This is a genomic window from Marinobacter sp. 1-3A (assembly GCF_016597775.1).
GTDB classification, from domain to species: domain Bacteria; phylum Pseudomonadota; class Gammaproteobacteria; order Pseudomonadales; family Oleiphilaceae; genus Marinobacter; species Marinobacter xiaoshiensis.
In genome coordinates, this window is the sequence record NZ_VCGZ01000003.1 from 353,024 (window position 1) to 374,656 (window position 21,633).

18 protein-coding genes and 1 tRNA gene are annotated in these 21,633 nt (G+C 53.7%); 4 read left to right on the forward strand and 15 right to left on the reverse strand.

Annotation, left to right across the window (positions count from 1 at the left end):
* Nucleotides 1-3: 3 nt before the first annotated feature.
* Nucleotides 4-2,508, reverse strand: a complete 2,505-nt coding sequence (gene rnr / locus FE848_RS06785) for a ribonuclease R (RefSeq protein WP_200202026.1) — start codon at nt 2,506-2,508, stop codon at nt 4-6.
* Nucleotides 2,509-2,762: 254 nt separating this feature from the next.
* Between rnr and FE848_RS06790 the strand changes: the two genes are divergently transcribed.
* Nucleotides 2,763-2,849, forward strand: a tRNA-Leu gene (locus tag FE848_RS06790).
* Nucleotides 2,850-3,434: 585 nt separating this feature from the next.
* Here FE848_RS06790 and FE848_RS06795 read toward each other — a convergent pair.
* The 5 genes from FE848_RS06795 to mpl form a co-directional block, all read right to left on the reverse strand.
* Entirely contained in the window at nt 3,435-4,070 is a 636-nt protein-coding gene (locus tag FE848_RS06795; RefSeq protein ID WP_200202027.1) for a hypothetical protein, read from the reverse strand.
* Between the two features lie 237 nt (nt 4,071-4,307).
* Nucleotides 4,308-6,188 (reverse strand): hypothetical protein, encoded by a 1,881-nt coding sequence (locus FE848_RS06800; RefSeq protein ID WP_200202119.1) that lies wholly within the window; start codon nt 6,186-6,188, stop codon nt 4,308-4,310.
* Between the two features lie 144 nt (nt 6,189-6,332).
* Nucleotides 6,333-7,472, reverse strand: a complete 1,140-nt coding sequence (locus FE848_RS06805) for an acyl-CoA dehydrogenase family protein (RefSeq protein ID WP_200202028.1) — start codon at nt 7,470-7,472, stop codon at nt 6,333-6,335.
* 85 nt (nt 7,473-7,557) lie between these two features.
* Complete coding sequence (locus FE848_RS06810; protein WP_200202120.1) at nt 7,558-8,229, reverse strand: flavin prenyltransferase UbiX; 672 nt, start codon at nt 8,227-8,229, stop codon at nt 7,558-7,560.
* Nucleotides 8,230-8,265: 36 nt separating this feature from the next.
* A complete protein-coding gene (mpl, locus tag FE848_RS06815) occupies nt 8,266-9,660 on the reverse strand; it encodes a UDP-N-acetylmuramate:L-alanyl-gamma-D-glutamyl-meso-diaminopimelate ligase (RefSeq protein ID WP_200202029.1) in 1,395 nt (464 codons plus the stop codon).
* A 155-nt stretch (nt 9,661-9,815) separates the two neighbouring features.
* On the opposite strand from mpl, the gene FE848_RS06820 reads away from it, so the two are divergent.
* The gene (locus tag FE848_RS06820) at nt 9,816-11,078 is read left to right on the forward strand and encodes a 6-phosphofructokinase (protein ID WP_200202030.1); all 1,263 of its coding nucleotides are present in this window, start codon (nt 9,816-9,818) and stop codon (nt 11,076-11,078) included.
* Between the two features lie 119 nt (nt 11,079-11,197).
* Here FE848_RS06820 and FE848_RS06825 read toward each other — a convergent pair whose 3' ends face one another.
* On the reverse strand, nt 11,198-11,656 hold the full coding sequence (locus FE848_RS06825; protein ID WP_200202031.1) for an SRPBCC family protein: 459 nt from the start codon (nt 11,654-11,656) through the stop codon (nt 11,198-11,200).
* 38 nt (nt 11,657-11,694) lie between these two features.
* Nucleotides 11,695-11,937, reverse strand: a complete 243-nt coding sequence (locus FE848_RS06830) for a GrxA family glutaredoxin (RefSeq protein WP_200202032.1) — start codon at nt 11,935-11,937, stop codon at nt 11,695-11,697.
* Nucleotides 11,938-12,133: 196 nt separating this feature from the next.
* Between FE848_RS06830 and FE848_RS06835 the strand changes: the two genes are divergently transcribed.
* The gene (locus tag FE848_RS06835; protein WP_200202121.1) at nt 12,134-12,577 is read left to right on the forward strand and encodes a YqaA family protein; all 444 of its coding nucleotides are present in this window, start codon (nt 12,134-12,136) and stop codon (nt 12,575-12,577) included.
* On the opposite strand, the gene FE848_RS06840 is transcribed toward FE848_RS06835, so the two are convergent.
* Nucleotides 12,517-13,962, reverse strand: a complete 1,446-nt coding sequence (locus FE848_RS06840) for an ABC1 kinase family protein (protein ID WP_200202033.1) — start codon at nt 13,960-13,962, stop codon at nt 12,517-12,519. The two genes, FE848_RS06835 and FE848_RS06840, sit on opposite strands and share 61 nt — an antisense overlap.
* Before the next feature lie 342 nt (nt 13,963-14,304).
* Between FE848_RS06840 and FE848_RS06845 the strand changes: the two genes are divergently transcribed.
* Nucleotides 14,305-15,399 carry a GGDEF domain-containing protein gene (locus tag FE848_RS06845; RefSeq protein WP_200202034.1) on the forward strand — a complete coding sequence of 365 codons (1,095 nt, stop codon included), beginning with the start codon at nt 14,305-14,307 and terminating at the stop codon, nt 15,397-15,399.
* Here FE848_RS06845 and lipB read toward each other — a convergent pair.
* The 6 genes from lipB to mrdA all read right to left on the reverse strand — a co-directional run bounded on the left by lipB (nt 15,378) and on the right by mrdA (nt 21,633).
* On the reverse strand, nt 15,378-16,037 hold the full coding sequence (gene lipB, locus FE848_RS06850) for a lipoyl(octanoyl) transferase LipB (protein WP_200202035.1): 660 nt from the start codon (nt 16,035-16,037) through the stop codon (nt 15,378-15,380). The two genes, FE848_RS06845 and lipB, sit on opposite strands and share 22 nt — an antisense overlap.
* A 5-nt stretch (nt 16,038-16,042) precedes the next feature.
* Entirely contained in the window at nt 16,043-16,312 is a 270-nt protein-coding gene (locus FE848_RS06855; RefSeq protein WP_200202036.1) for a YbeD family protein, read from the reverse strand.
* A gap of 29 nt (nt 16,313-16,341) precedes the next feature.
* Nucleotides 16,342-17,523, reverse strand: coding sequence for a D-alanyl-D-alanine carboxypeptidase family protein (locus tag FE848_RS06860; protein WP_200202037.1), 1,182 nt, complete (start codon nt 17,521-17,523; stop codon nt 16,342-16,344).
* A 47-nt stretch (nt 17,524-17,570) separates the two neighbouring features.
* Complete coding sequence (locus FE848_RS06865) at nt 17,571-18,494, reverse strand: septal ring lytic transglycosylase RlpA family protein (protein ID WP_200202038.1); 924 nt, start codon at nt 18,492-18,494, stop codon at nt 17,571-17,573.
* 101 nt (nt 18,495-18,595) lie between these two features.
* Nucleotides 18,596-19,738, reverse strand: a complete 1,143-nt coding sequence (gene rodA, locus FE848_RS06870) for a rod shape-determining protein RodA (RefSeq protein WP_200202039.1) — start codon at nt 19,736-19,738, stop codon at nt 18,596-18,598.
* Nucleotides 19,738-21,633, reverse strand: coding sequence for a penicillin-binding protein 2 (mrdA, locus tag FE848_RS06875; protein ID WP_200202040.1), 1,896 nt, complete (start codon nt 21,631-21,633; stop codon nt 19,738-19,740). Before mrdA ends, rodA begins: the two co-directional genes overlap by 1 nt.

Genomic DNA, 21,633 nt, shown 5'->3' on the forward strand with positions numbered 1-21,633 from the left:
CTGTTATTTGCCTGTCTTGCGGGGCTTGCGTGGTTTACTCACCCCATCTGGCTTCGCTGCACCTTTCCTGGGCTTTTTGCCCGCATCACGAGCAGCCTCTGCAACCAACTGCGCTTTCGCACTCGCAGGCTTGCTACTGCGCCCAGATTTACCGGATTTTGCACCAGTAGACGCTCCGCCACGACCACGACCCTTATCGGCCCGCTTGCCATCTTTACCGCGTGTCTCGCGCTTGGACACCCCCAAGGCATCGCGATCTGCTTGCCGACGCTTGGGCTCACTGACCAACTCCAGGTCGATCTTGCGATCTTCCATGCCAACCCGCATGACACGAACGCGCAACTCATCTCCCAGGCGGAAGCTGATAGCCGTGCGCTCACCAATCAGACGATGCTTGGCAGCGTCGTGTTGGAAATAGTCGCCATTGAGGGTAGAAACATGCACAAGGCCTTCAATGTATACGCCCGAAAGCTCGACAAAGAATCCGAAGGGCACAACAGCTGCAATCACCCCATCAAATTCCTCGCCCACGTGGTCGCTCAGGAACTCGCACTTGAGCCACGCCATAACATCGCGGGTAGCATCGTCAGCGCGCCGTTCTGTCATCGACACATGCTCGCCCAGCTGCTCCATTTTGGCGTAATCGTAGGGATACTCTACCAATGCAGCGTCGTGCACAGCCGGTGAAACCACATCCTTGGTCACCTCAGGATTGTGGATTCGGGATTTGATTGCTCTGTGCACAATCAAATCAGGGTAGCGGCGAATCGGCGAGGTAAAGTGAGCGTAGCTTGGAAAACCCAAACCAAAGTGGCCGCTTTCTTCCGGACTGTACACAGCCTGGCTCAGCGACCGCAACATAACGGTCTGGATGACGTTGGCATCCGGCCGATCCACGATCTGGGCCAGCAGCGCCTGGTAGTCAGCCGAACTCGGCTTGTCACTACCACCCAACTGCAGACCCAGCTCACCCAGGAACAAGCGTACCGAATTGAGGCGCTCCTCGGAGGGCCCGTCGTGTACCCGGTAAAGGGCTGGCATCTTGTGCTTCTTAAGGAAGCGTGCAGCCGCCACGTTAGCGCACAGCATGCTTTCTTCTACGATTTTGTGGGCGTCGTTACGATGCACCGGCACAATTTCTTCGATTTTTCGATTAGCATCAAAAACAATGCGGGTTTCGGTAGTTTCGAAGTCTATGGCCCCACGCTCTGTTCGTGCTTTGCGCAGCAACTTGTAGAGATCGTACAGATTATGCAGGTGCGGCAGCACATCCGCGTACTGGGCCGACAAGCGATAGCCCGGCTCTGTATCTGGCCGCTCCAGCATGTCACTGACCTTGTTATAGGTCAGCCGTGCATGGCTGCGCATAACCGCCTGATAAAAGGTGTACCCACTGATATTACCTGCAGCGCTGATGGTCATATCCGCCACCATGCAGAGCCGATCCACATCCGGATTCAGGGAGCACAAGCCATTGGACAGCTTCTCTGGAAGCATGGGCACCACATGATCCGGGAAGTACACAGAGTTGCCCCGGCGCAGCGCCTCCTCATCAAGCGGCGAGCCTGTGCGCACATAGTGAGACACATCAGCTATCGCTACTACGAGGCGATACCCCCCCTTGCCTCGGGGCTCACAGTAAATCGCATCATCGAAGTCCCGGGCGGTCTCATCATCAATGGTCACCAGACGCATATTGCGGATATCGACCCGATTCTTCTTATCCTTCTCTTCAACTTCAGCGGCAATAGCGGCGGCCTGAGCACCTACTTCGGTAGGCCAGTTATGGGGAATATCGTATGAGCGGATAGCCACGTCGATTTCCATCCCAGGCGCCATATGCTCACCCAAAACCTCGACAATCTTGCCGGTAGGCTGGGTACGCGCAGTAGGTTGGCGCAAGATATCAACAACCACATACTGACCATGAACCGCATCACCCACATGCTCTTTTGGCACCAACACTTCGTGATTGATGCGGGCGTTTTCTGGCACCACATAGGTAATGCCGCTTTCATTAAAGAAGCGCCCTACCGTTTGCTGCGTGCGATGTTCTATCACATCAACAATAACGCCTTCACGCCGGCCACGGTCGTCGACCCTGTCTACCCGGGCAGCTACCCGGTCGCCGTGAAACACCTGGCGCATTTGCCGAGCGGTGAGAAAAAGATCAGATCCGCCATCGTCCGGCACAAGAAAACCGAAGCCATCTTTGTGGCCAATAACCCGACCACTAACCAAATCGGCCTCTTCAATCGGCAGGTATGCATCACGCCGGTTACAGATAAGCTGTCCATCACGGCACATGGCAATCAAGCGTCGCCGGAGCGCTTCGATGCCTTCCGGGTCTGTCTGCCCAAGCTCGGAACACAATGTTTCGTGTGTTGCCGGCGCCCCCCGCTCTTTCAAGTGCGCAATTATGAATTCCCGACTTTGGATCGGGTTATCATATTTTTGAGCCTCACGACTGGCGTGGGGGTCTTTGTGTTTTTTATTCCTGGAAACCATTAAAATCCTTGCTCAATGCGGCGCCACAGCGGCACCCTTCATATACATTAACAACACAGTATACGTCGGCAGGCAGTAACTGCCTAACAACCCACCTTTAATACGCACAATTACTTGCCAAGCATTTACCAAAAAAATGTTTGACAGCTTAAGCGGGAATTACTAAAGTACGCGCCATTGGATGAGATGACACGTTCATCTTAGGCAGAAACGCCCAGTTTTCAACAAACTAACGGCAAATCTGCAAATCACCTGCCGAGGTGGTGAAATTGGTAGACACGCTAGCTTCAGGTGCTAGTGGGGGCAACCCCGTGGAGGTTCAAGTCCTCTCCTCGGCACCATCCTTACCCCCTTTAGGATGGTCGAATCAATACCTTACGAGCTTCGCAGAACAGGTGTACGTGTTATAAACGCCCAAATTTAACACACTGTTAAGCCATTCCTACCTCCCCAGCTCCGCAGCCACTAGTCAGCAAACCGCTACCGTCACCTCAACGCCTTCCAAGCCGCATGACGCCCAAGCATTGGCTAACGCCGGAACTGGCAACTGCTCATTGAATAGCCTTGCCAAACGGCAAACTCGCACCCAGCCTCGTAGCAGCCCTAATAATCGATTTTTGGCGAGGATGCAGCTCCACTAAACGAACGAGAACCGTGCGCCAGTATGCACGCAGTTTTCGGGCTAGAGAACCAGGAACCAAGGTCGTCACCGGCCAATGGATACGCTAATCATCGAGACGAGGAGCTTTACCTACAGGTACCTCCTTTTGCAAACTGGAGCACTGCAACAACAGAGGAAGATTGACCCTGCAGTCTATCCTATATATTGCACTCAGGTTTTTCTGACAAAAACCTTTCACGCCCCGAACAGTCGCCAACAAAAAAGCCCCTGCCGGGGCCTTCTACCATTAAAACCAATGGCTCTACTAGAAAACGTATCGGTAACCTAGTGAAAACAAGGAAATTCCGTCCGTATCCTGATAGTCAAAGCCTATCCGGTGATGCTCTTTAAGCCATCCATGAGCTCCCAACGAGACAACTGAATCAGAGTCTTCCTGATTGGAGCTAGCAACGCCACCACTGATTTCAAACTGGCTTGGCACTACCCATGCTCTAACACCAACGCCATAGATCGCAAAAGAGTCGTCGTCAGACACACAGTAGTTAAATTCACAAAACTCAATTTCGGCACGAGAGAAGCCAAGACTTGGAACCAGATCTACGCGATCACCCAGAGGAATTGGAACACTAAGGCCAAATGACACAGATGTTTGCGATATCTCTGAATTACGTCCATCGTTTGCGATTGCGTCGGCGCCCGCAAACAGGACTAGATTATCCAATACCTGGAGACTGCCACCGAATGCAAAAAAACCAAGGTCTTCGTAAACTTCACCCCCGAGGATAATCGAGTCGTCCAGCGTTGCTCTTCCCAGATTAATCCCAATCGAACTGTAGGCAAAATTGCTAGCGCCAACACCCTGCCCTCCTGACTGCGCGAGTACTTGCCCAGAAGTCATAACTGAAGCAGCTACTGCCGCCAACAAAATCTTCTTATTCATACTCGAAAAAATCCCTTTCATGTGTATTTAAACTGCACACACCATAAGGTAACGTCACGCATTGTCAATATAACTGCAATCAAATTGAGCACCATTAACGTGACCCTGCTGAAGACAAACAAAAACTTAGCATAACCTCGGCATAAGTAGCTTGTGCCCACAGCAGGTGCACAAGCGGCGAAACTCAGGTGCGCTCTTGATTCGCCAGCCAAAACCCCTCTCTTCAACAGCTACCAGTTAGTCCAGCAGCTCCACAAGATATTCAGAGAGGTTTTTGTAGTCGTACTCTATCCATGCATAGACGCCCGATGGCGAATCCTCGAACGATCGGCCGCAGGCCCGGTTAGGGCTGTAGCTTTTGAGATATGCCCTTTGAATGAGGTTTGGCGTACCACCAAGAGGCGTTTCGCTGGTTCTGGCGGGGTAATACATCGCCCACTCAAAACCACTATCAGCGCCGACATTGCCAAGCCCGGACATCTCTGGCGCCAGGAAGCCGTATCGTAAGGGCCGAACCTGGCCATCCCGGGTATCAAACTCAAAGGTAAGCCCGGTAAATGTGGCGGGCTGGGGCTCATAGCCGGAGAAAGCGTAGCTGTGAAACCCTGTGACTACATGTGCGGCTGTAGCAGGATCAACTTGCTCATCAATCGCGCAGCTTTGGAAGGCATCGCTGTATATCAGCGACTCCAATTCCACATTATCTTCCTTTAGCTGATACCCAGGAAAACCTTCAAGAGAATTGGCCAGCTTCGGCACCAGCGTTCGGGTAATTGTGCCGTTTTGCTGGGGTATTTTGGCCTCCAGCTCCACCATCTTTCCACCACTCAAGCTCCAGCTGTAAGTTACCTCGGGGTTTCCTCCCAGCTCTGTTGATCCGGGCTGAATGCCCTCGAGTTGGTGACAGGCTGTGCCGGTTTCAAACGCAGCCGTGCGTGCAGCCCAGTCAAACACCAGCCGCTCATCAACTCCGGGATTGTCGTAGGCAATTTTACTCTGAGGCGATAGCGACGCTGAAGGCAACCACTGGGTGCTTAGCTTGGCCATATACCCATTTACACTGATCAGTCTTGCAATTTCTTGCATCGAGGGAGCAAGGCATCCCTCTGCACTGATGGATTGAAGCCTCCCATCCTCGCTGTAATCAAACATCAGTTCTGCAGAAACCATTAAGTTCGAACTGTTTGTGGGGAGTTCATCCGTTTGTCTTGCCTGCGCATAAATGCGCTGACTGGTAAGCAACACAGGATCACTCAACTCCAGCGGCACCAAGGGCAAATCAAGCTCGTCGACATCCACGTTTGCGTAATTGCCTTGAGCGGCCGAATCTACAATAGAAACAACATCACCGGCATTCTGTAACAGGGAAACCCCAAGAAGAAAAGCACCCTGCGGGCTGAGGAATCGCTCGGTGCCATCGCTCCCTGGCTCAGCCAGTTTATCGTTATAGGCATCCGGGAACTGGCTGGCTGAAAAGCGCGCCATAGCTCGCGCATAGGCATGGGCGCGATCATCTTCGGCGAGCACATAGTCCCTCAGCAAATTAATGCCGGCAAAGCCAGATAGCGACGAACTCCCGGAACCCACTACTAGCCCCAGTGTAGTGAGGCTGCGATAACGTGCCAAGGTTGTCAAAGGCGTAATATTACGAACGCCAGGCGCGGCAGAAAGGATAAATGCGCGGGGAACCGGCATGTCTCCAGAGCGTGTCTGTTCCATGGTTTTGCCGGGCAGCGCCAGCGCATACAAAGGAAAAGCTCTTGGATCGATATTGGGGCCAACCCCTGGTTCCAACACAAGTTCCGAGATATCCAAAGAGAACTGGCCCCCTTCACCACTCATGGCGGTAGGCTCACCAGAAGACAGAGTAACCTTACGGCCGGATGCAAGCTCATACTCGATTGGCCCAGGCGTGTACTGGCTGTCGCCATCCATGTCCAGCCACACCCGGGCATTTTTCAGGTAACCGTCTATCACCCTTCCTGTATAGGGTGCCGGATCGCTGTATTGCACGCCGTCGAAATCGCGGCCATCTACAGGCAGCTCATCGGATTCCTTGCCGCAACCGGCAATGGCGAGAAAAAGTAGGGAAGCAGGCAGGAATATAAGGGGTTTCATCACGGCAACCGTTTATCCTTGTTAGAGGTTGTGCCGTTACTTTAGGGGATGTGGAGGCTGGAGACCTTGATAGGTTTGGCAATCTGTAAAGTTTAGTAACAAGAAACCCCCGGGAACTGGCCCCGGGGGTTTGCTCAATGCAGCTTAAAACGCGCGGGCAACGATCTCTTTCATAATTTCGTTGGTTCCGCCGTAGATACGCTGAACTCGCGCATCAGCCCATGCACGGGCAATCGGGTATTCCCACATGTATCCGTAACCACCGTGCAACTGAACACACTCATCCAGCACTTTGCACTGCAAGTCGGTGGTGTACTGCTTCAACATTGCAGCAGTAGGTATATCAAGTTTCTTCTCCAGGTGGAGCTCCAGGCAGCGGTCGGTGAACACTCGCGCAGCCGTAATTTCCGCTTTCATTTCTGCCATTTTGAAACGGGTATTCTGGAACTTGATCACTGGCTTACCGAAAGCTTTGCGCTCTTGCACGTAATCAAGCGTCCATTGCCAAGCGGCTTCTGCAGACGCAATAGCAGTGAGACCAATCTGCAAACGCTCTGCGGGAAGTTCTTGCATCAACTGGAAAAAGCCCTGACCTTCTCTCGACCCTAGCAGGTGAGTCTCGGGAATTTTAACGTCCTGGAAAAACAGCTCAGATGTATCCTGGGCCTTCATACCTACTTTGTTCAGGTTCTGGCCTTTCTCAAAGCCTTCCCAGGCAGATTCAACCAGGAACAGGCTGATACCTTTCGCGCCTTCTTTGGGATCCGTTTTGGCAACAACAATTACCAAGTCGGCCATTTGGCCATTGGTAATAAAGGTCTTGGAGCCATTCAGGACATAGTGATCGCCGTCCTTGATGGCTGTGGTTTTCACACCCTGCAGGTCGGAACCGGCGCCTGGCTCGGTCATGGCGATAGCCGTAATCATTTCACCAGAAGCCATTTTCGGCAGATATTGCTTTTTCTGTTCTTCGGAGCCGTGGTTCAGTATGTAGGGGGCAACAATATCGGAGTGCAGCGTCCAGCCAATACCTGAGAGCCCGGCACGGGAGACTTCTTCCATAATAACCGCGCTGTATCGGAAGTCAGCGCCAACACCGCCGTACTCTTCAGGCATGGTGGGGCACAAAAAACCCAGCTCGCCAGCTTTTTGCCATAGCTCGCGGCTGACCTGCCCATCTTTTTCCCACTGTTCGTGGTAGGGCGCGGCTTCTTGTTCAAGAAATTTCCGGACGGAATCCCGAAAGCCGTCAAGGTCTGCATCGAAGAGCGTACGTGGAATCATGGTAAACCTCAGTCAGTGAACAGTGTTGTAACTAGCGTTCACCAAGTCTCTTCTTGCAGGCAGGTTTGCTCAATGGTTAAAACCATCAATCCTGCTGGCCAAAACCATCGTTGCGACTCATTTTGGCGTTCACTCGAGCCTCACCCCAACGGGGCATCAGGTCTTGGGGCAAGCCCAGATGATCCAGAATTCGAGCCACGATAAAGTCCACGAGATCCTCTATCGATTCCGGGCGGTGGTAGAACCCGGGGCTGGCCGGCATGATCACCGCTCCCATTTGGGTCAGCTTCAGCATGTTTTCCAGATGCACTTGTGAGTATGGCGATTCACGGGTCACCAGAATCAGTTGGCGTCGTTCTTTAAGCGCCACATCGCCCGCGCGCTCAATCAGATTGTTACTGGCACCGGTGGCAAGTGCAGAGAGGGTTCCTGTACTGCATGGGCACACCACCAAAGGGGCTTTATCGCCAGACCCGGAGGCAGGAGGTGAAAACCAGTCTTCACGCCCAAACACCAACACTTGCCCCTGCTGGGCTGATGCGTATTCCGTCAGCACCTTTTGCATAGCTGACGGGCTTCCCGGCAGCTTCAGGTCGGTTTCAGTCGCAATAACAATTTGTGCCGCCTTGCTGACCATTACATGAACCCGGCAACCCGCTGCCACCAGGCATTGCAGCAAGCGCAGGCCATATTGGGCACCGGATGCTCCGGTGAACGCCAGGTTTATGGTCGGGGCTTTCGACACGCTCTCAGGCATGGGTTGGGTCAACGATATAACTCCTTCTGTGCCGGGTCAGCCATGAATACGTTCAAGCTCGGCTATGAGCTTACCGTGAATGCCACCAAAGCCACCGTTACTCATAATGACAATGTGGCAGGGGCTCGGCAGATCTGCCATTACACGCTCAATCAGCCCTTCTACGGTGGACTCTACAAGGTGTTTACTTGATTCCGGATTACCGGACTGCCAAACGGAGACCAGTTCCGGCAGCCAGTCCATAGTGTTCAGGTTGGCCCAATACACTTTATCTGCCAACGCAGCACTCGGCAGCAGCGTATGCTGGTGCACGCCCTGTTTCATAGTGTTGGAGCGGGGCTCGATGAGGGCGATAACCGGCTCCTCCCCCACCTGATTGCGCAATCCGTCCAGGGTGGTCTCTATGGCGGTTGGGTGGTGAGCGAAGTCGTCGTAAACTTTAACTCCACCAATATCCGCCAGCAGTTCCATACGCCGCTTTACGCCAGAGAAGCGACACAGCGCGGCCACGGCGTGATCGGGCGTTACCCCCACATGCTTTGCCGCAGCAATGGCTGCAAGGGCATTGCGAACGTTATGCATACCCGTTTGGCTCCACTTCACCACGGCAACGGGCTGCTCGTGATGAACCACCATAAATCGGCTGCCATCTTCTGATAGCAGCTCGGCACGCCAATCAACCGATGCAGCTGTTTCGCTCCCGATAGCCATATCCTGAACCGGGCTCCAGCACCCCATATCGAGAGCTTTATCCAGATGTTCATCCAGGCTTGGGCGAATAATCATGCCCTGGGAGGGTACAGTACGAACCAGATGATGAAACTGTCGCTCGATGGCCTCTACGTTTTCGAAGATATCGGCGTGATCAAACTCAAGGTTATTCAGTATCAGGGTATGGGGGCGGTAATGGACAAACTTGGAGCGCTTGTCGAAAAAGGCGCTGTCGTACTCATCGGCTTCAATTACAAAAAAGTCGCTATCGCCGAGACTCGCTGAAACCGGAAAATCTTTCGGCACGCCACCCACAAGATACCCGGGCGCAAACCCAGCCTGATCAAGAATCCAGAGGAGCATGGCTGTGGTGGTGGTTTTGCCGTGAGTACCGGCAACCGCCAACACCCAGCGATGCCGCAGAACTTCTCTCGCCAGCCACTCCGGGCCCGACATATAGTCGATATTACGGTTAAGTACCGCTTCTACCTCCGGGTTGCCTCGGGACATGGCGTTTCCAATCAGCACAAGGTCTGGCTTGGGCTCAAGGTGCTCCGGGCTGTAGCCTTCCATCAGGCTGATGCCCTGGGCCTCTAACTGGGTGCTCATGGGCGGATAAACGCCCTGATCGGAACCGGTCACTGTGTGGCCCAGCTCTCTTGCCAATACCGCAAGGCTGCCCATGAATGTGCCACAAATCCCCAGTATATGAATATGCATTCGCCGTCAGTCCTCTGCGTTGAAACCCGACAAGCCTCCCGTATCCTTTCAGTGCCGTCAAGCGCATTACTATCCGCACTTCCTGCCATGAAAATTGCGCGCATTTGACGTATCATCTGCACCATTGTCGAATCAACAGGAGACTCCACCCCGAGATGGCCATCAAGAACGCATTTTACGCTCAGTCTGGCGGTGTTACCGCTGTAATCAACGCGAGTGCCTGCGGGGTCATCCAGACCGCCCGTAAGCACTCGGACAAGATCGGCAAAGTGTTTGCAGGTCGCAACGGCATTCTGGGCGCGCTGTACGAAGAGCTGATCGATACCAGCCTCGAAAGTGATGAAGCCATTCAGGAGTTGATCCACACCCCGGGCGGTGCGTTCGGATCTTGCCGCCACAAGCTGAAGAACATCTCGGAAAACCGCCGGGAATACGAGCGCCTTATCGAAGTATTCCGCGCACATAACATCGGCTACTTCTTCTACAACGGTGGCGGTGATTCCCAGGACACCGCCTACAAAGTCTCACAAATTGGTGAAAAACTGGGCTACCCCATTACCTGCATCGGTGTTCCCAAAACAGTCGATAACGACCTGCCGTTTACTGACTGCTGCCCTGGCTTTGGCTCTGTAGCCAAGTACATCGCCACATCCACCCTGGAAGCCAGTCTGGACATCAAGTCCATGTGCGAAACCTCCACCAAGGTGTTCATCCTTGAAGTCATGGGCCGTCACGCAGGCTGGATCGCAGCCGCTGGTGGTCTGGCTGGTCAGGGCGAAGGCGAGCCGCCCCACATTATCCTGTTCCCTGAAATTCCGTTTAACCGCGAAGCCTTTCTGGAGCGGGTCGATTTCTGTGTTAAGGAATATGGTTACTGCGTGGTGGTTGCGTCAGAAGGTGCCCAGTACGAAGACGGCCGTTTCCTTGCAGATGCCGGCGCCAAAGATGCATTTGGTCACACTCAGCTTGGTGGCGTAGCGCCGGCACTGGCCAATATGGTCAGGCAGGCTCTGGGGCACAAGTACCACTGGGCGGTTGCGGATTATCTCCAGCGCAGTGCTCGGCACATTGCCTCTGCAACCGACGTTGAGCAGGCTTACGCCGTTGGCAAAGCGGCTGTAGAAATGGCTCTGGCAGGCAAACAGGCAGTTATGCCTACGATTGTTCGTGAGAAATCCAAACCTTACGTCTGGTCGATTGGTGAAGCCCCGCTTAGCGAAGTTGCTAACCAGGAAAAGAAGATGCCCATCCATTACATTACGGATGATGGATTTGGTATTACCCAGGACTGCCGCGACTACCTGCTACCTCTGATCGCAGGCGAGAATTTCCCTCCGTTTGACAACGGCCTGCCGCGGGTGGCGAAACTCAAAAACACCCTTGCAGAAAAGAAGCTGAAAACCGATTTCAAGCTCTGATTGATTAAAGCAACTACAGTGCTGATCAGCACCCTGTTAGCCGGGTCCTGATCAGCAATTCTGCGCCTCACTGGCTCTTTCGGGCCTCATGCCTTTACAGTAACTTCGACACACCTGCTCTAGTGCGCGGCCAACCGGTTCCGGATGATTCGAACCGTATCGATGTCTGCCGCGATATATGCCTGCTGAACAAAAAGATCATAAGGCAGTTCATCCCCGATCTCGTCAAGATATCGAGCACAATAGCTGAAACGTACGAACAAAGACTGCGGCTCTGGCTCTTCTATTGTCATTGTGAGACTTCCACCGGCAACCGTGGCCGTTGGTATAATTTCATAATGTACAAACTGGCCTTCATTAAAGGTAACCAGATCATCAACAACCAGGCCGGGCAGCTCAAGGCTCCGTTTCAGGCGTTTATCGGTTTGCCAATCGAGCTCGAACTCGCCAAGGCCAATCACAAAATGTTGGGGCGCCTCTGCACGCATGACCAAGCCTTCCCACAATTGCTTCCGGGTCAGGTTGGGGATGGACGAATCCTTCAGGTCATTAACTTGAACCACATGCTCAAATTCCATACTGCGCTCCTTACCTGCCAGATAGATTCTACAAACGACTAAGCCTCCAGTTGCCGCACGTAGCTTGCAAAATCATCGTATCCGCCTATGTATCTGTCCCCCACCAAAATCTGCGGCACGGTGTGTACAGCTCGCCCAATTTTGTCGGCAATGTCTTCTTTGGTCATGCCATGCTCGATCATATCCACCCAGGTGTACGGCATATTGCGAGACTCACACAGACTCCTTGCACGCACGCAAAACCCGCAACTTGAACGGCCGTAAATCGTTACCTGTTCCATAAACGCCTCCAAAATAGATACCCCGGAAGGATTCCCGGGCGGTTATAAGGGGTGTAAATAAACTTGAATTCATGATGACATGATTGAGGAAAATTAAAAAATTGAAGCTCTAAATAGCCGCTATAGTAACGGTTCATACTTAGTGCCGCCTCGTGGGGCAAAAGACCCAAACACCCATCACCGTAAGGACAACTCTGTGGTTTACCTGACGTTATTTCTGACCTCGTTTGCAGCGGCTACTCTGTTGCCTGCCTACTCGGAGATACTGACTGGCACCCTGGTTGTTCAGGGCTATCCCATGTGGTGGCTGTGGTTCTGGGCCACGCTGGGCAATACGTTGGGGTCTGTGGTGAACGGCATCATCGGCAGGCAGGTAGACCGCTTCAAGCACAAGCGCTGGTTCCCCTTGAGTGAAACGCAACTGCACAAAGCAAGAAACAGTTTTAACCGCTACGGCCAGTGGTCTTTGCTACTGGGCTGGCTACCTCTGGGCGGCGACGCGCTGACGCTTGTTGGCGGCATCATGCGCGTGCCCTGGCTCAACTTCATTGTGCTTGTGGGTATAGGCAAAGGCGTGCGTTACGCCTTTGTGATCTGGCTGGTTGCAGAAGCATCAGGCATATCATCACCTTCGCCATAAAGGTATTTGCGTAACAAGGGCTCGCCGTTGAACTCCGAGTGCAGCACAGCAATAAAGGTATACACCCCAATGAGCTTTCGGTTGAGGAATACAAACTCTCTGGGTGGCACGCGGAAATAACGGCTTATGGCTGAACGTGCAGCCTGTCGCGCAACTCTTGACGGCAAGTCGCTTTGCTTCCAACGATACTGGCCCTTCTCGTTAACCGCGTAGTGAGGCCAGCTTGCATGGTCGCTGGACAAGGGCTCCAGAACCGACATGCACACCTCGCCAAACTTCTCCAACACATCCTTCGGCCAGTCAGTGTTCATGAAACGCAGTTTTACGCCCCCATCGATCACTGCATCCAGATCGTTCTCATAAGATGCACGGATCATCTGGATAACCGGGTCAAGAAACTCGCTTGAGTAAGACTGCACAGCACCAAAGTCCAACAGCACTATGCGATCATGCTCCACACCATTGCCATCTTCTCCGGCAATGCGAATACGGTAGTTTCCGAAATTGGGGTCGGTCTGGATCTCACCCCACACGAACAGCTCCCGAAAGAAGAGCTCAAGCGCGGCTTCTCCGAGCGCACTGCGGCGCTCCAGTGACAACTCCCGAACAACGCCAGCACTTACGGAATGCCCATGCTCATAGGTTGAGGCAATAACCTGCGCACCTGAATACTCCGGCAACACCCGGGGAACCACAAACCGGGGGTCATTCTTGAGCATCTGGCGAAATTTCTCTGTGGTGCGAGCCTCAAGATGATAATCAACTTCCCGGTGCATCATCTGTCGCACCTCTTCCAGCCAGTCCTCAAACTCTGGCCCGAAGCTCACCAACCTAGCCACTCTGAGTAACTGAGCCACCGCATTCAGATCGCTATCAACCGCATCGGCGACACCCGGATACTGGACTTTGAGCACCAGCTCCAGGCCATCACTTCGCCGCAATGCACGGTGCACCTGCCCCAGAGATGCGGCCCCAATAGGTTCGGGGTCTATCTCAAGCTCAGCAAATTTATCACTGCCCAGCTCGGCTTTGAGAACCCGCTCGATGGCAGACCACTCCAGCGAGGTAGTCTGATCTTCCAGGGTGTGTAGGGCTTCAGTGACCTCTTCAGGCAGAAAATGCTCACCATAAAGCGCCATCACCTGACCGATTTTAACCACACTGCCTTTCAGTTTTCCCAGCTCCTCCACCAGAAGATGGGCTTGCTTGGATAACATGGCACGGTGGCGCTCATCCCGCTTATCCTTGCTGCTGAACCAGTTCGTTGCCATGTGCGAGGCCACCCGCGTGCCGGCGAAAAGCCCGGCGCGAGTCAAACTCAACCGACGTTCAAAGCTGCCGGTCTTGATACGGGAGACTGAATTACCTGAGCGTCTGGATGACATGTAAGACCTGTCCGGATCTGAAAATTTACCCACCCTGCAAGAACCCTTCACTTGTACTCTAAACGTAACAGCAGCAGGTGGCTCATGTCATTATACGGATACTTCTGCTACCTGACCTCTCCACTGCGACCCATGCTCAGCGGCTTACCGGCCATTGCTCGCCTCTGCCTGCCGGTTTATACCTGCTCTGATGCCCACACAGCCAGGCTACCGGGGAACAGTTTGTTGTCATCCTCTGGCTGTTTTTACGGTATTACACAACTTCTGCCCAGAATACCGTTTACTATTGGATGGATGCGGAATCAAAATAACTGATAATTATCAAAAGAACCTGCTCACACTATGTCGAAAATTGCTCCTGAGCTTCCCGCAAATGGGCGCTCTCAGCTTCAGGTATCGGGTGAAATTCCAGTTCCGGTTCTGATCAACTGGCTGAGTATCTCTGCAGTGCCATTGCTGGCCTTTTTTGCCTCCCGTTCTGTCGAGCAAGGTGAGCACCTCGCGGCTGGCCTGCTGATAGCATTTGCCATTCTGATGACAATCAATTTGCTGATTTACGCTGCGTTCCGCCACAAAACCTTTCAGCGTCGCGCGTTTATTGGCCTGACAACCACGGTGTTTATCTATGTGTCGGTCAGCGCGTTAGAGAATGGCTCGGCGATTATCTGGCTCTTTGCCTACCCACCCATCATTTTTTACATCAGCGATGCGCGGTTTGGTGTTGGCGCCTGTCTATTCGGATTTACGGGGGTTACGCTGCTGTTCTTCAGCCCGCTTGCTGACCAATTACTGAATCTGCCCTATAGCACCAGCTTCCGGATTACCATGGTTGTAGCCCTCGGCTTTGAAATGATCACCTGCTACATCCTTGATCAGAGCCGGCGACGGAGCAAACTTGGTTTGTTGGCGCTGGCCCGAGAGTTCGAGTACGCCGCCAAGCATGACACACTCACCGGCCTTGCAAACCGCAGGGAGGCCTTGGCTCAACTGGAAGTGGAATACGAACGCTATCTTCGTACCAACCGGCCATTTGCCGTGTTGTTAGCAGATATTGACCTGTTCAAAAGTGTAAACGATACCCACGGACACCATGTAGGCGATGAGCTGATTGTGTTGGTTGCAAACACACTGCATGAGGAGGCCCGGAAACTGGACACCACCGCTCGTTGGGGAGGTGAGGAATACCTGGTGCTACTGCCGGAAACCAATGCAGACGGTGCAGTGCAGATTGCCAACAGGATTCGTGAGGCAATCGCCGAGAAAGCTGTGATGGTGGCGCAGACAGCAGTCCACTGCACTGCCAGTATTGGCGTAGCAAGCATCGAGGGGGCGGAATCTGTCGACAAACTTCTCCAGCATGCAGACGAAGCCTTGTACCGTGCAAAAGCCCTCGGCCGCAACCGTGTTTGTATGTATCAGATTGACGGGCCTGCCTGATCATCCCAGCCGTTTCGATAACTTACTACAGAGTCGCCCAACCCTGAAACAAGTTGGGCTACCAACAGCTGCTCAACAGCATCAATAGACGCTGAGGTAAAGTCACTGGTTTGGCACATGGCCAGTCCCGCATACCCGCAGGGGTTGATCCTGCCAAATGGCTCCATGTCCATATCGACATTCAGCGCAAGACCGTGGAACGAACATCCACGGCGAACCCGCAATCCCAGGGAAGCAATTTTTGCATCACCCACATAAACACCTGGCGCATCTGGCCGGGGCTCTGCGGCAATATCAAGCTCAGCAAGCGTGCGTACTATGCCCTGCTCAATAATGTCGACCAGCCCCCTCACCCCTATCTTGCGACGGGTAAGCCCAATCATCAGGTAAATCACCAGTTGACCAGGTCCGTGATAGGTCACCTGTCCACCACGGTCTACTTGAATCACCGTGATATCACCCGGCGCCAGGATATGCTCGGCCTTGCCAGCCTGGCCCTGGGTGTAGACCCGAGGATGCTCCAGACACCAAAGCTCATCATTGGTGTCGTCACCCCTTTCTGCCGTGAAGCTTTTCATGGCTTCCCAGGTTTCCAGATAGGGCTGCTGGCCCAAAGACCTGACAATGAGTTCAGGCATGGTGCTTACAACACCATGTGAACACGGCCGCTGGCCTTGAGGTCCTCAAACAAGGCCTTTAGCTGCGGCTCGCCAGTAGCCAGAATATTCAGCCGTACCGAGCAGAACCGACCTTCCCTGCTGTCTTTAACAGAGACATCTTCTTCCTTGATTCCCGGAGCGTGCTGCTGAACAACCGCTACGACAAACTCTTTGAAATCCGGTGCGGCATCGCCAATCACCTTGATACCGTAATCACAGGGAAACTCTATTTTTGGCGCTTTCGGCTCGCTCATGCCGTTTTTCTCCCGGGCTCAACTGGCCCTTACTGGAATAACTGAACAAAAAACAACTTGATGGCGTCCCAGATTCGCTTGAACAAACCGCCTTCAGGAACCTCCGTCAGAGCAAGCACTGGCTGATCAATCAGCACTTCCCCATTAAAGGACACTTTCACCCGACCGAGCTCATCACCGGCACGAACCGGTGCCTTGATCACTGAATCAAGATCCACACTGGACTCAAGGCTGTCACGGGATCCGCGAGGAATGGTCACGTAGGCATCTTCAAGCATGCCCACGGAAAGCTTGTCAGATTGACCGCCCCACACCTTGGCCTCAATCAGCTCCTGCCCCGCCCGGAACAAGCGCTCACTTTCATAGTAGCGAAACCCGTAGTTCAGCATTTTCTGGATTTCCTGGGATCGCGCCTCAGAGCTGCTGGTTCCCATCACTGTTGCAATAAAGCGCGTGTTGTTGCGCTTGGCTGAAGCAACAAGACAGTACCCTGCCTCTTCGGTATGGCCGGTTTTGAGGCCATCAACACTATCGTCGCGCCATAGCAGGCTGTTACGGTTGGGTTGACGGATATTGTTGTACGTAAAGTGCTTCTCCGCGTAGATCGGGTAGTTTTCCGGGTAATCATTGATAATCGCACGCGCCAGAACAGCCAGGTCATAGGCGGTAGAAAAGTGATCTGCGGCAGGCAGGCCGGTAGCATTCTGAAAGTGGGTGTCCTTCATACCCAGAAGTTGAGCCTGCTGATTCATAATATCTACGAAAGCGCCCTCACTGCCGGCAACAAATTCCGCCAGGGCTACCGAAGCATCGTTGCCTGACTGAATAATTACGCCTTTGAGAAGGTCTTCTACGGAAACACTGGTGCCCTCTTTAACAAACGTACGGGAGCCCTCTGTTTTCCATGCTTTTACGCTGATAGGAACCATGTCGGACATGCTGATCCGGCCTTCGTCCAGCTCGCGCTCAACAATGTACGCTGTCATCATCTTTGTCAGACTGGCCGGCGGCAAGCGCTCGTTGCTGTTCTCTTCCATGATGATGCGACCACTTTTCGGGTCCATCAGCACGTAGGAACTACCAGCAATTTGCGGCGGTGAAGGAATCAGCACGGTCTGGGAAATTGCTTTGCCTGAAACCGTAAGCATCAGCACAAACGTAAGGAGTGCTGAAGCAAAAGAGAGTGAGCGGAAAACTGATTTTAATGCCATGGGTCCATTCGTTCGTCGTTAAGTGTGTTTTATAAGTGATCTGACGCTCAGTCAGAGTCTGTCAGCACAATTGATTGCGCAAATCCTTCAGTTTCCAAAAGGCGCTGCGTCTTTCGCGCACTGCCTTCATCCTGAAAAGGCCCAACCTGAACCCGGTGAAAGCGCCCTGAAGCAGTATCTACTGCACGTACTCGCACAGAGTTACTCCCCAAGGAGCTACCAAGTCTATCCACGGCGCGGGTCTGTAGTTTTTCTGCCGGGTCGCGGCTGCTGAAGGAGCCAAGCTGAACAAACAGCCCGCCGCCCTGGCCGTCAAATGCGCTGTTCGCAGTTTGCGTTTGCACCGGCCGCTTCACCTGCTGCCCATCCAGCGCGAAAGGCTGACCAGCAAGAAACATGCTGCCGTCGGGCTTCACGGTAATCGATGCGACTTCTACACGGGCGGTTCCGCGTGACTGATAACCCAGCTTTTTAGCCGCTGCGTAAGACAAATCAATGAGGCGATCACCGTGGAACGGCCCACGGTCATTAACCCGCACAATCACAGACTGCCCGTTATCCAGATTAGTCACTTTTGCGTAACCCGGTATCCGCAGAGATTTATGGGCTGCGGACATCTGGTACATATCAAAGGTTTCACCATTAGACGTTTTGTGACCGTGGAACTTTTCGCCATACCAGCTTGCGGTGCCGCGAGCGACATAGCCGTCATTACTGTCCATTACCGTGTAGTGTTTGCCCCAAACTGTGTAGGGAGATTTGTTCCCGGCCCTTACCGGGGCCTGATATACGGGCACTGCATCTGACAAGCCAGAGGCATCAAAGTTTCCCGTGGGTGCCCGGTCTTGAGTAATGGTGTAGCGTGATGAATGGTCGGTACCGGCCGGTGCAGGCGTCGGAGCCGATGCGCAGCCGGCAAGCGCCAGAGCCGCCAAGCCCAACAACCATAACCCTGCGCTATGTGGTATCACTGTACAGATGCCCTCTGAAATATGCGCTGCTGAATGGAAAATACAGCTCTTGCGACCATTGTAACGGGTTCGCGCCCCGTATCACCATTACCGGCCTGACATCAGGCCGTGATCATCCGGCGATGGGTGTGTATGGACATCAGAATGCCAAACGCCGCCATCAGGGTAACGGTTGATGTTCCACCATAAGACACAAGCGGCAAAGGCACCCCTACAACCGGTAGCAGGCCACTTACCATGCCCACGTTAACGAACACATAAATAAAGAAGGTCATGGTCAGCGCACCCGCAACAAGGCGACTGAATGAATCCTGGGCAGTCACAGCGATAAAGAGGCACCGCAAAATAATCAGGAAGTACACGCTGAGTAGTATCAGAATCCCTACAAACCCGAACTCCTCTGCCAGTACCGCCACTATAAAATCAGTATGGCTTTCCGGAAGAAACTCAAGGTGCGACTGAGTGCCCTGAAGCCAACCTTTGCCATCCAGGCCGCCAGAGCCGATGGCGGTTTTGGACTGGATAATATTCCAACCTGCACCCAGCGGATCACTCTGGGGATCAAGCAGTGTCAAGACACGCTGCTTCTGGTACTCGCGCATTCCGAAAAACCACATTACTGGCGCAGCTACAGACACCATTGCCAAAAATGCGCCTATGAGTTTCCAGCTCATACCGGCAAAAAACACAACAAACAGACCCGCCATACCCACAAGAAGCGAAGTCCCGAGATCGGGCTGCCTCACAATCAGAAGCATCGGGAGCAGGACAATAGCCAGCCCGACACCAATGCGTGACAGCTTCGGCGGCAAGAAGTGCCGCGACAGATACCAGGCGGCCATTATGGGGACAACAAGCTTCATCAGCTCCGATGGCTGAAACCTGGGCAATCCCGGCAACGCTAACCAACGCTGTGCACCTTTCGCCCCAACCCCCACAAATAGCACAGCAACCAGGCCCGCTAGGCCAAGTACGTAAAGCCAAGGTGCCCAACGCCTGAATACAGAGGGATCAAGCTGGGCGAAAACCAACATCACAACAAATGCGACGGCAAAGCGCACGCCCTGGGCCTTTACGACATCCAGATTTCGGTCGGCGCCGCTGTACAACACGAAAAAGCCGCAGGAAATCAGGACAATGAGCAAGAAAAGCAGAATAGGATCCAGATGCAGTGCAGACCATAAACCTCTCGGGCGACCAAGGGGGTTGCTGGCTGTTGAACTGAACACTTCCCGGGGGGCCATCAAGGAGCCTCTCTTTGCGAATCAGTTTTGCTGACCAGAGAACCTGCAGCGGCAGAAAACTCCAATATCCAGGCATCGAACAGGGCCCGAGCTACAGGAGCTGCTGTGCTGCTTCCTCCGCCGCCGTTTTCAACAATCACAGCGACAGCAATCTGTGGCTTTTTAACCGGTGCAAAGCCAACAAACAGTGCGTGGTCGCGTAACCGCTCCCGCACCTCTTCGGCGTCATACTCTTCATCTTCTGCAAGACTGAACACCTGGGCGGTACCGGTTTTTCCAGCCATGCGGTAGGGGGCACCACGGCCGGCAGCGCGGGCAGTGCCCTTCACTCCATGCATAACTTCGGCCATGGTCTCAGCAATAAACTCCCAGTCACTCGGGTCCTTGAGTTTCAACGGCTCGTGGGTTTCCGACGGTAAAAACTCTTCAACGGATCGGTCACCCTGGATGTCTTTGAGCAACCGCGGTTCTACCCACTCGCCGCGATTGGCAATCAACGCGGTTGCTGTGGCCAGCTGCAGTGGCGTAGACAACATAAACCCCTGACCAATACCGAGATTAACAGTGTCTCCCGGATACCAGGGTTCATTACGCGTGGCGCGCTTCCAATCCGGGGACGGCAGAATTCCGCTCAATGCGCCGGACACGTCCAGAGTTGCATCCTCGCCAAAGCCAAAGCGGGCCAAATAGTTGACCATGGTATCCACGCCCATTTCCACAGCCGCTTCATAAAAGTAAACGTCACAGGACTGCGCCATCGCGTAGGTCAGATCAACCCAACCGTGCCCGCCTCGCTTCCAGTCCCGCCAACGCCGCCCAGAGGAGTTGATCTGAAAGTGCCCCGGGTCCCAAATGGTGTGATCTCTTGTTACTGCGCCACTATCGAGTGCCGCAATCGCCAACATGGGCTTGAGCGTTGATCCCGGGGGGTATTGCCCCCTCAGAGCCCGATTGAACAAAGGTTTGTCATTACTCTCACTCAGCTCCCGATAATCTGGCACGCTGATTCCAGTCACAAACTTGTTGGCATCGAAACCCGGCACGCTGGCCAGCGCCAATATCCCGCCTGTGGCAGGCTCAATGGCAACGATTGCTCCCCGGCGTCCGTCAAGGAGTTCGTGAGCCCGCGCCTGCAAACGCAAATCCAGATGCAGTTTGAGATCCTCACCGGGCACCGGATTTTCGCGTTCCAGCACTCTCAGAGTACGACCTCGGGCGTTGGTTTCTACATGCTGGTAACCAACCCTGCCGTGCAGCAGTTCTTCATAAAATCGCTCGACACCAGACTTGCCAATGTAGTTGGTGCCGGCGTAATTAACCGGGTCAATCCGCTGCAATTCATCACGATTGATCCGGCCAACGAAACCCAGAGCGTGGGCAGTCAGCTCACTGTGCGGGTAATATCTAACCAGCTCCGCCTCCACCTCTACCCCAGGCAACTCGTGTCGGTGCACAGCCAGGCGGGCAATCTCGTCTTCGTTAAGGTCGTAGCGCAGTGGAATTTCCTGAAATGGACGGCGAGGCTCGCGCAAGCGGCGCTGAAACCGTTCCAGATCCTCATCGGAAATATCAAGAATACCGACAAGCTGCTCCAGTGCGGCATCAATCTCGCCAACCCGTTCAGGCACTACGGTCACGCTAAAAACGGGGCGATTTTCTGCCAGCAAAACCTGGTTGCGATCATAAACAAGACCACGGGGAGGCGGCACAGACTGGACCTGCACACGGTTTTTATCAGAGAGGGTGGTGTAAATATCATGCTCGACAATCTGGAGCTGATACATACGGGCGACAAGCACCGACAAAAGGAAGAATACGAGCGCCAGCATAACAGTGACGCGACGCTGGAACAGTCTGCGCTCGGCGGCAGTATCCTTGAATTCACCCCACGGCAT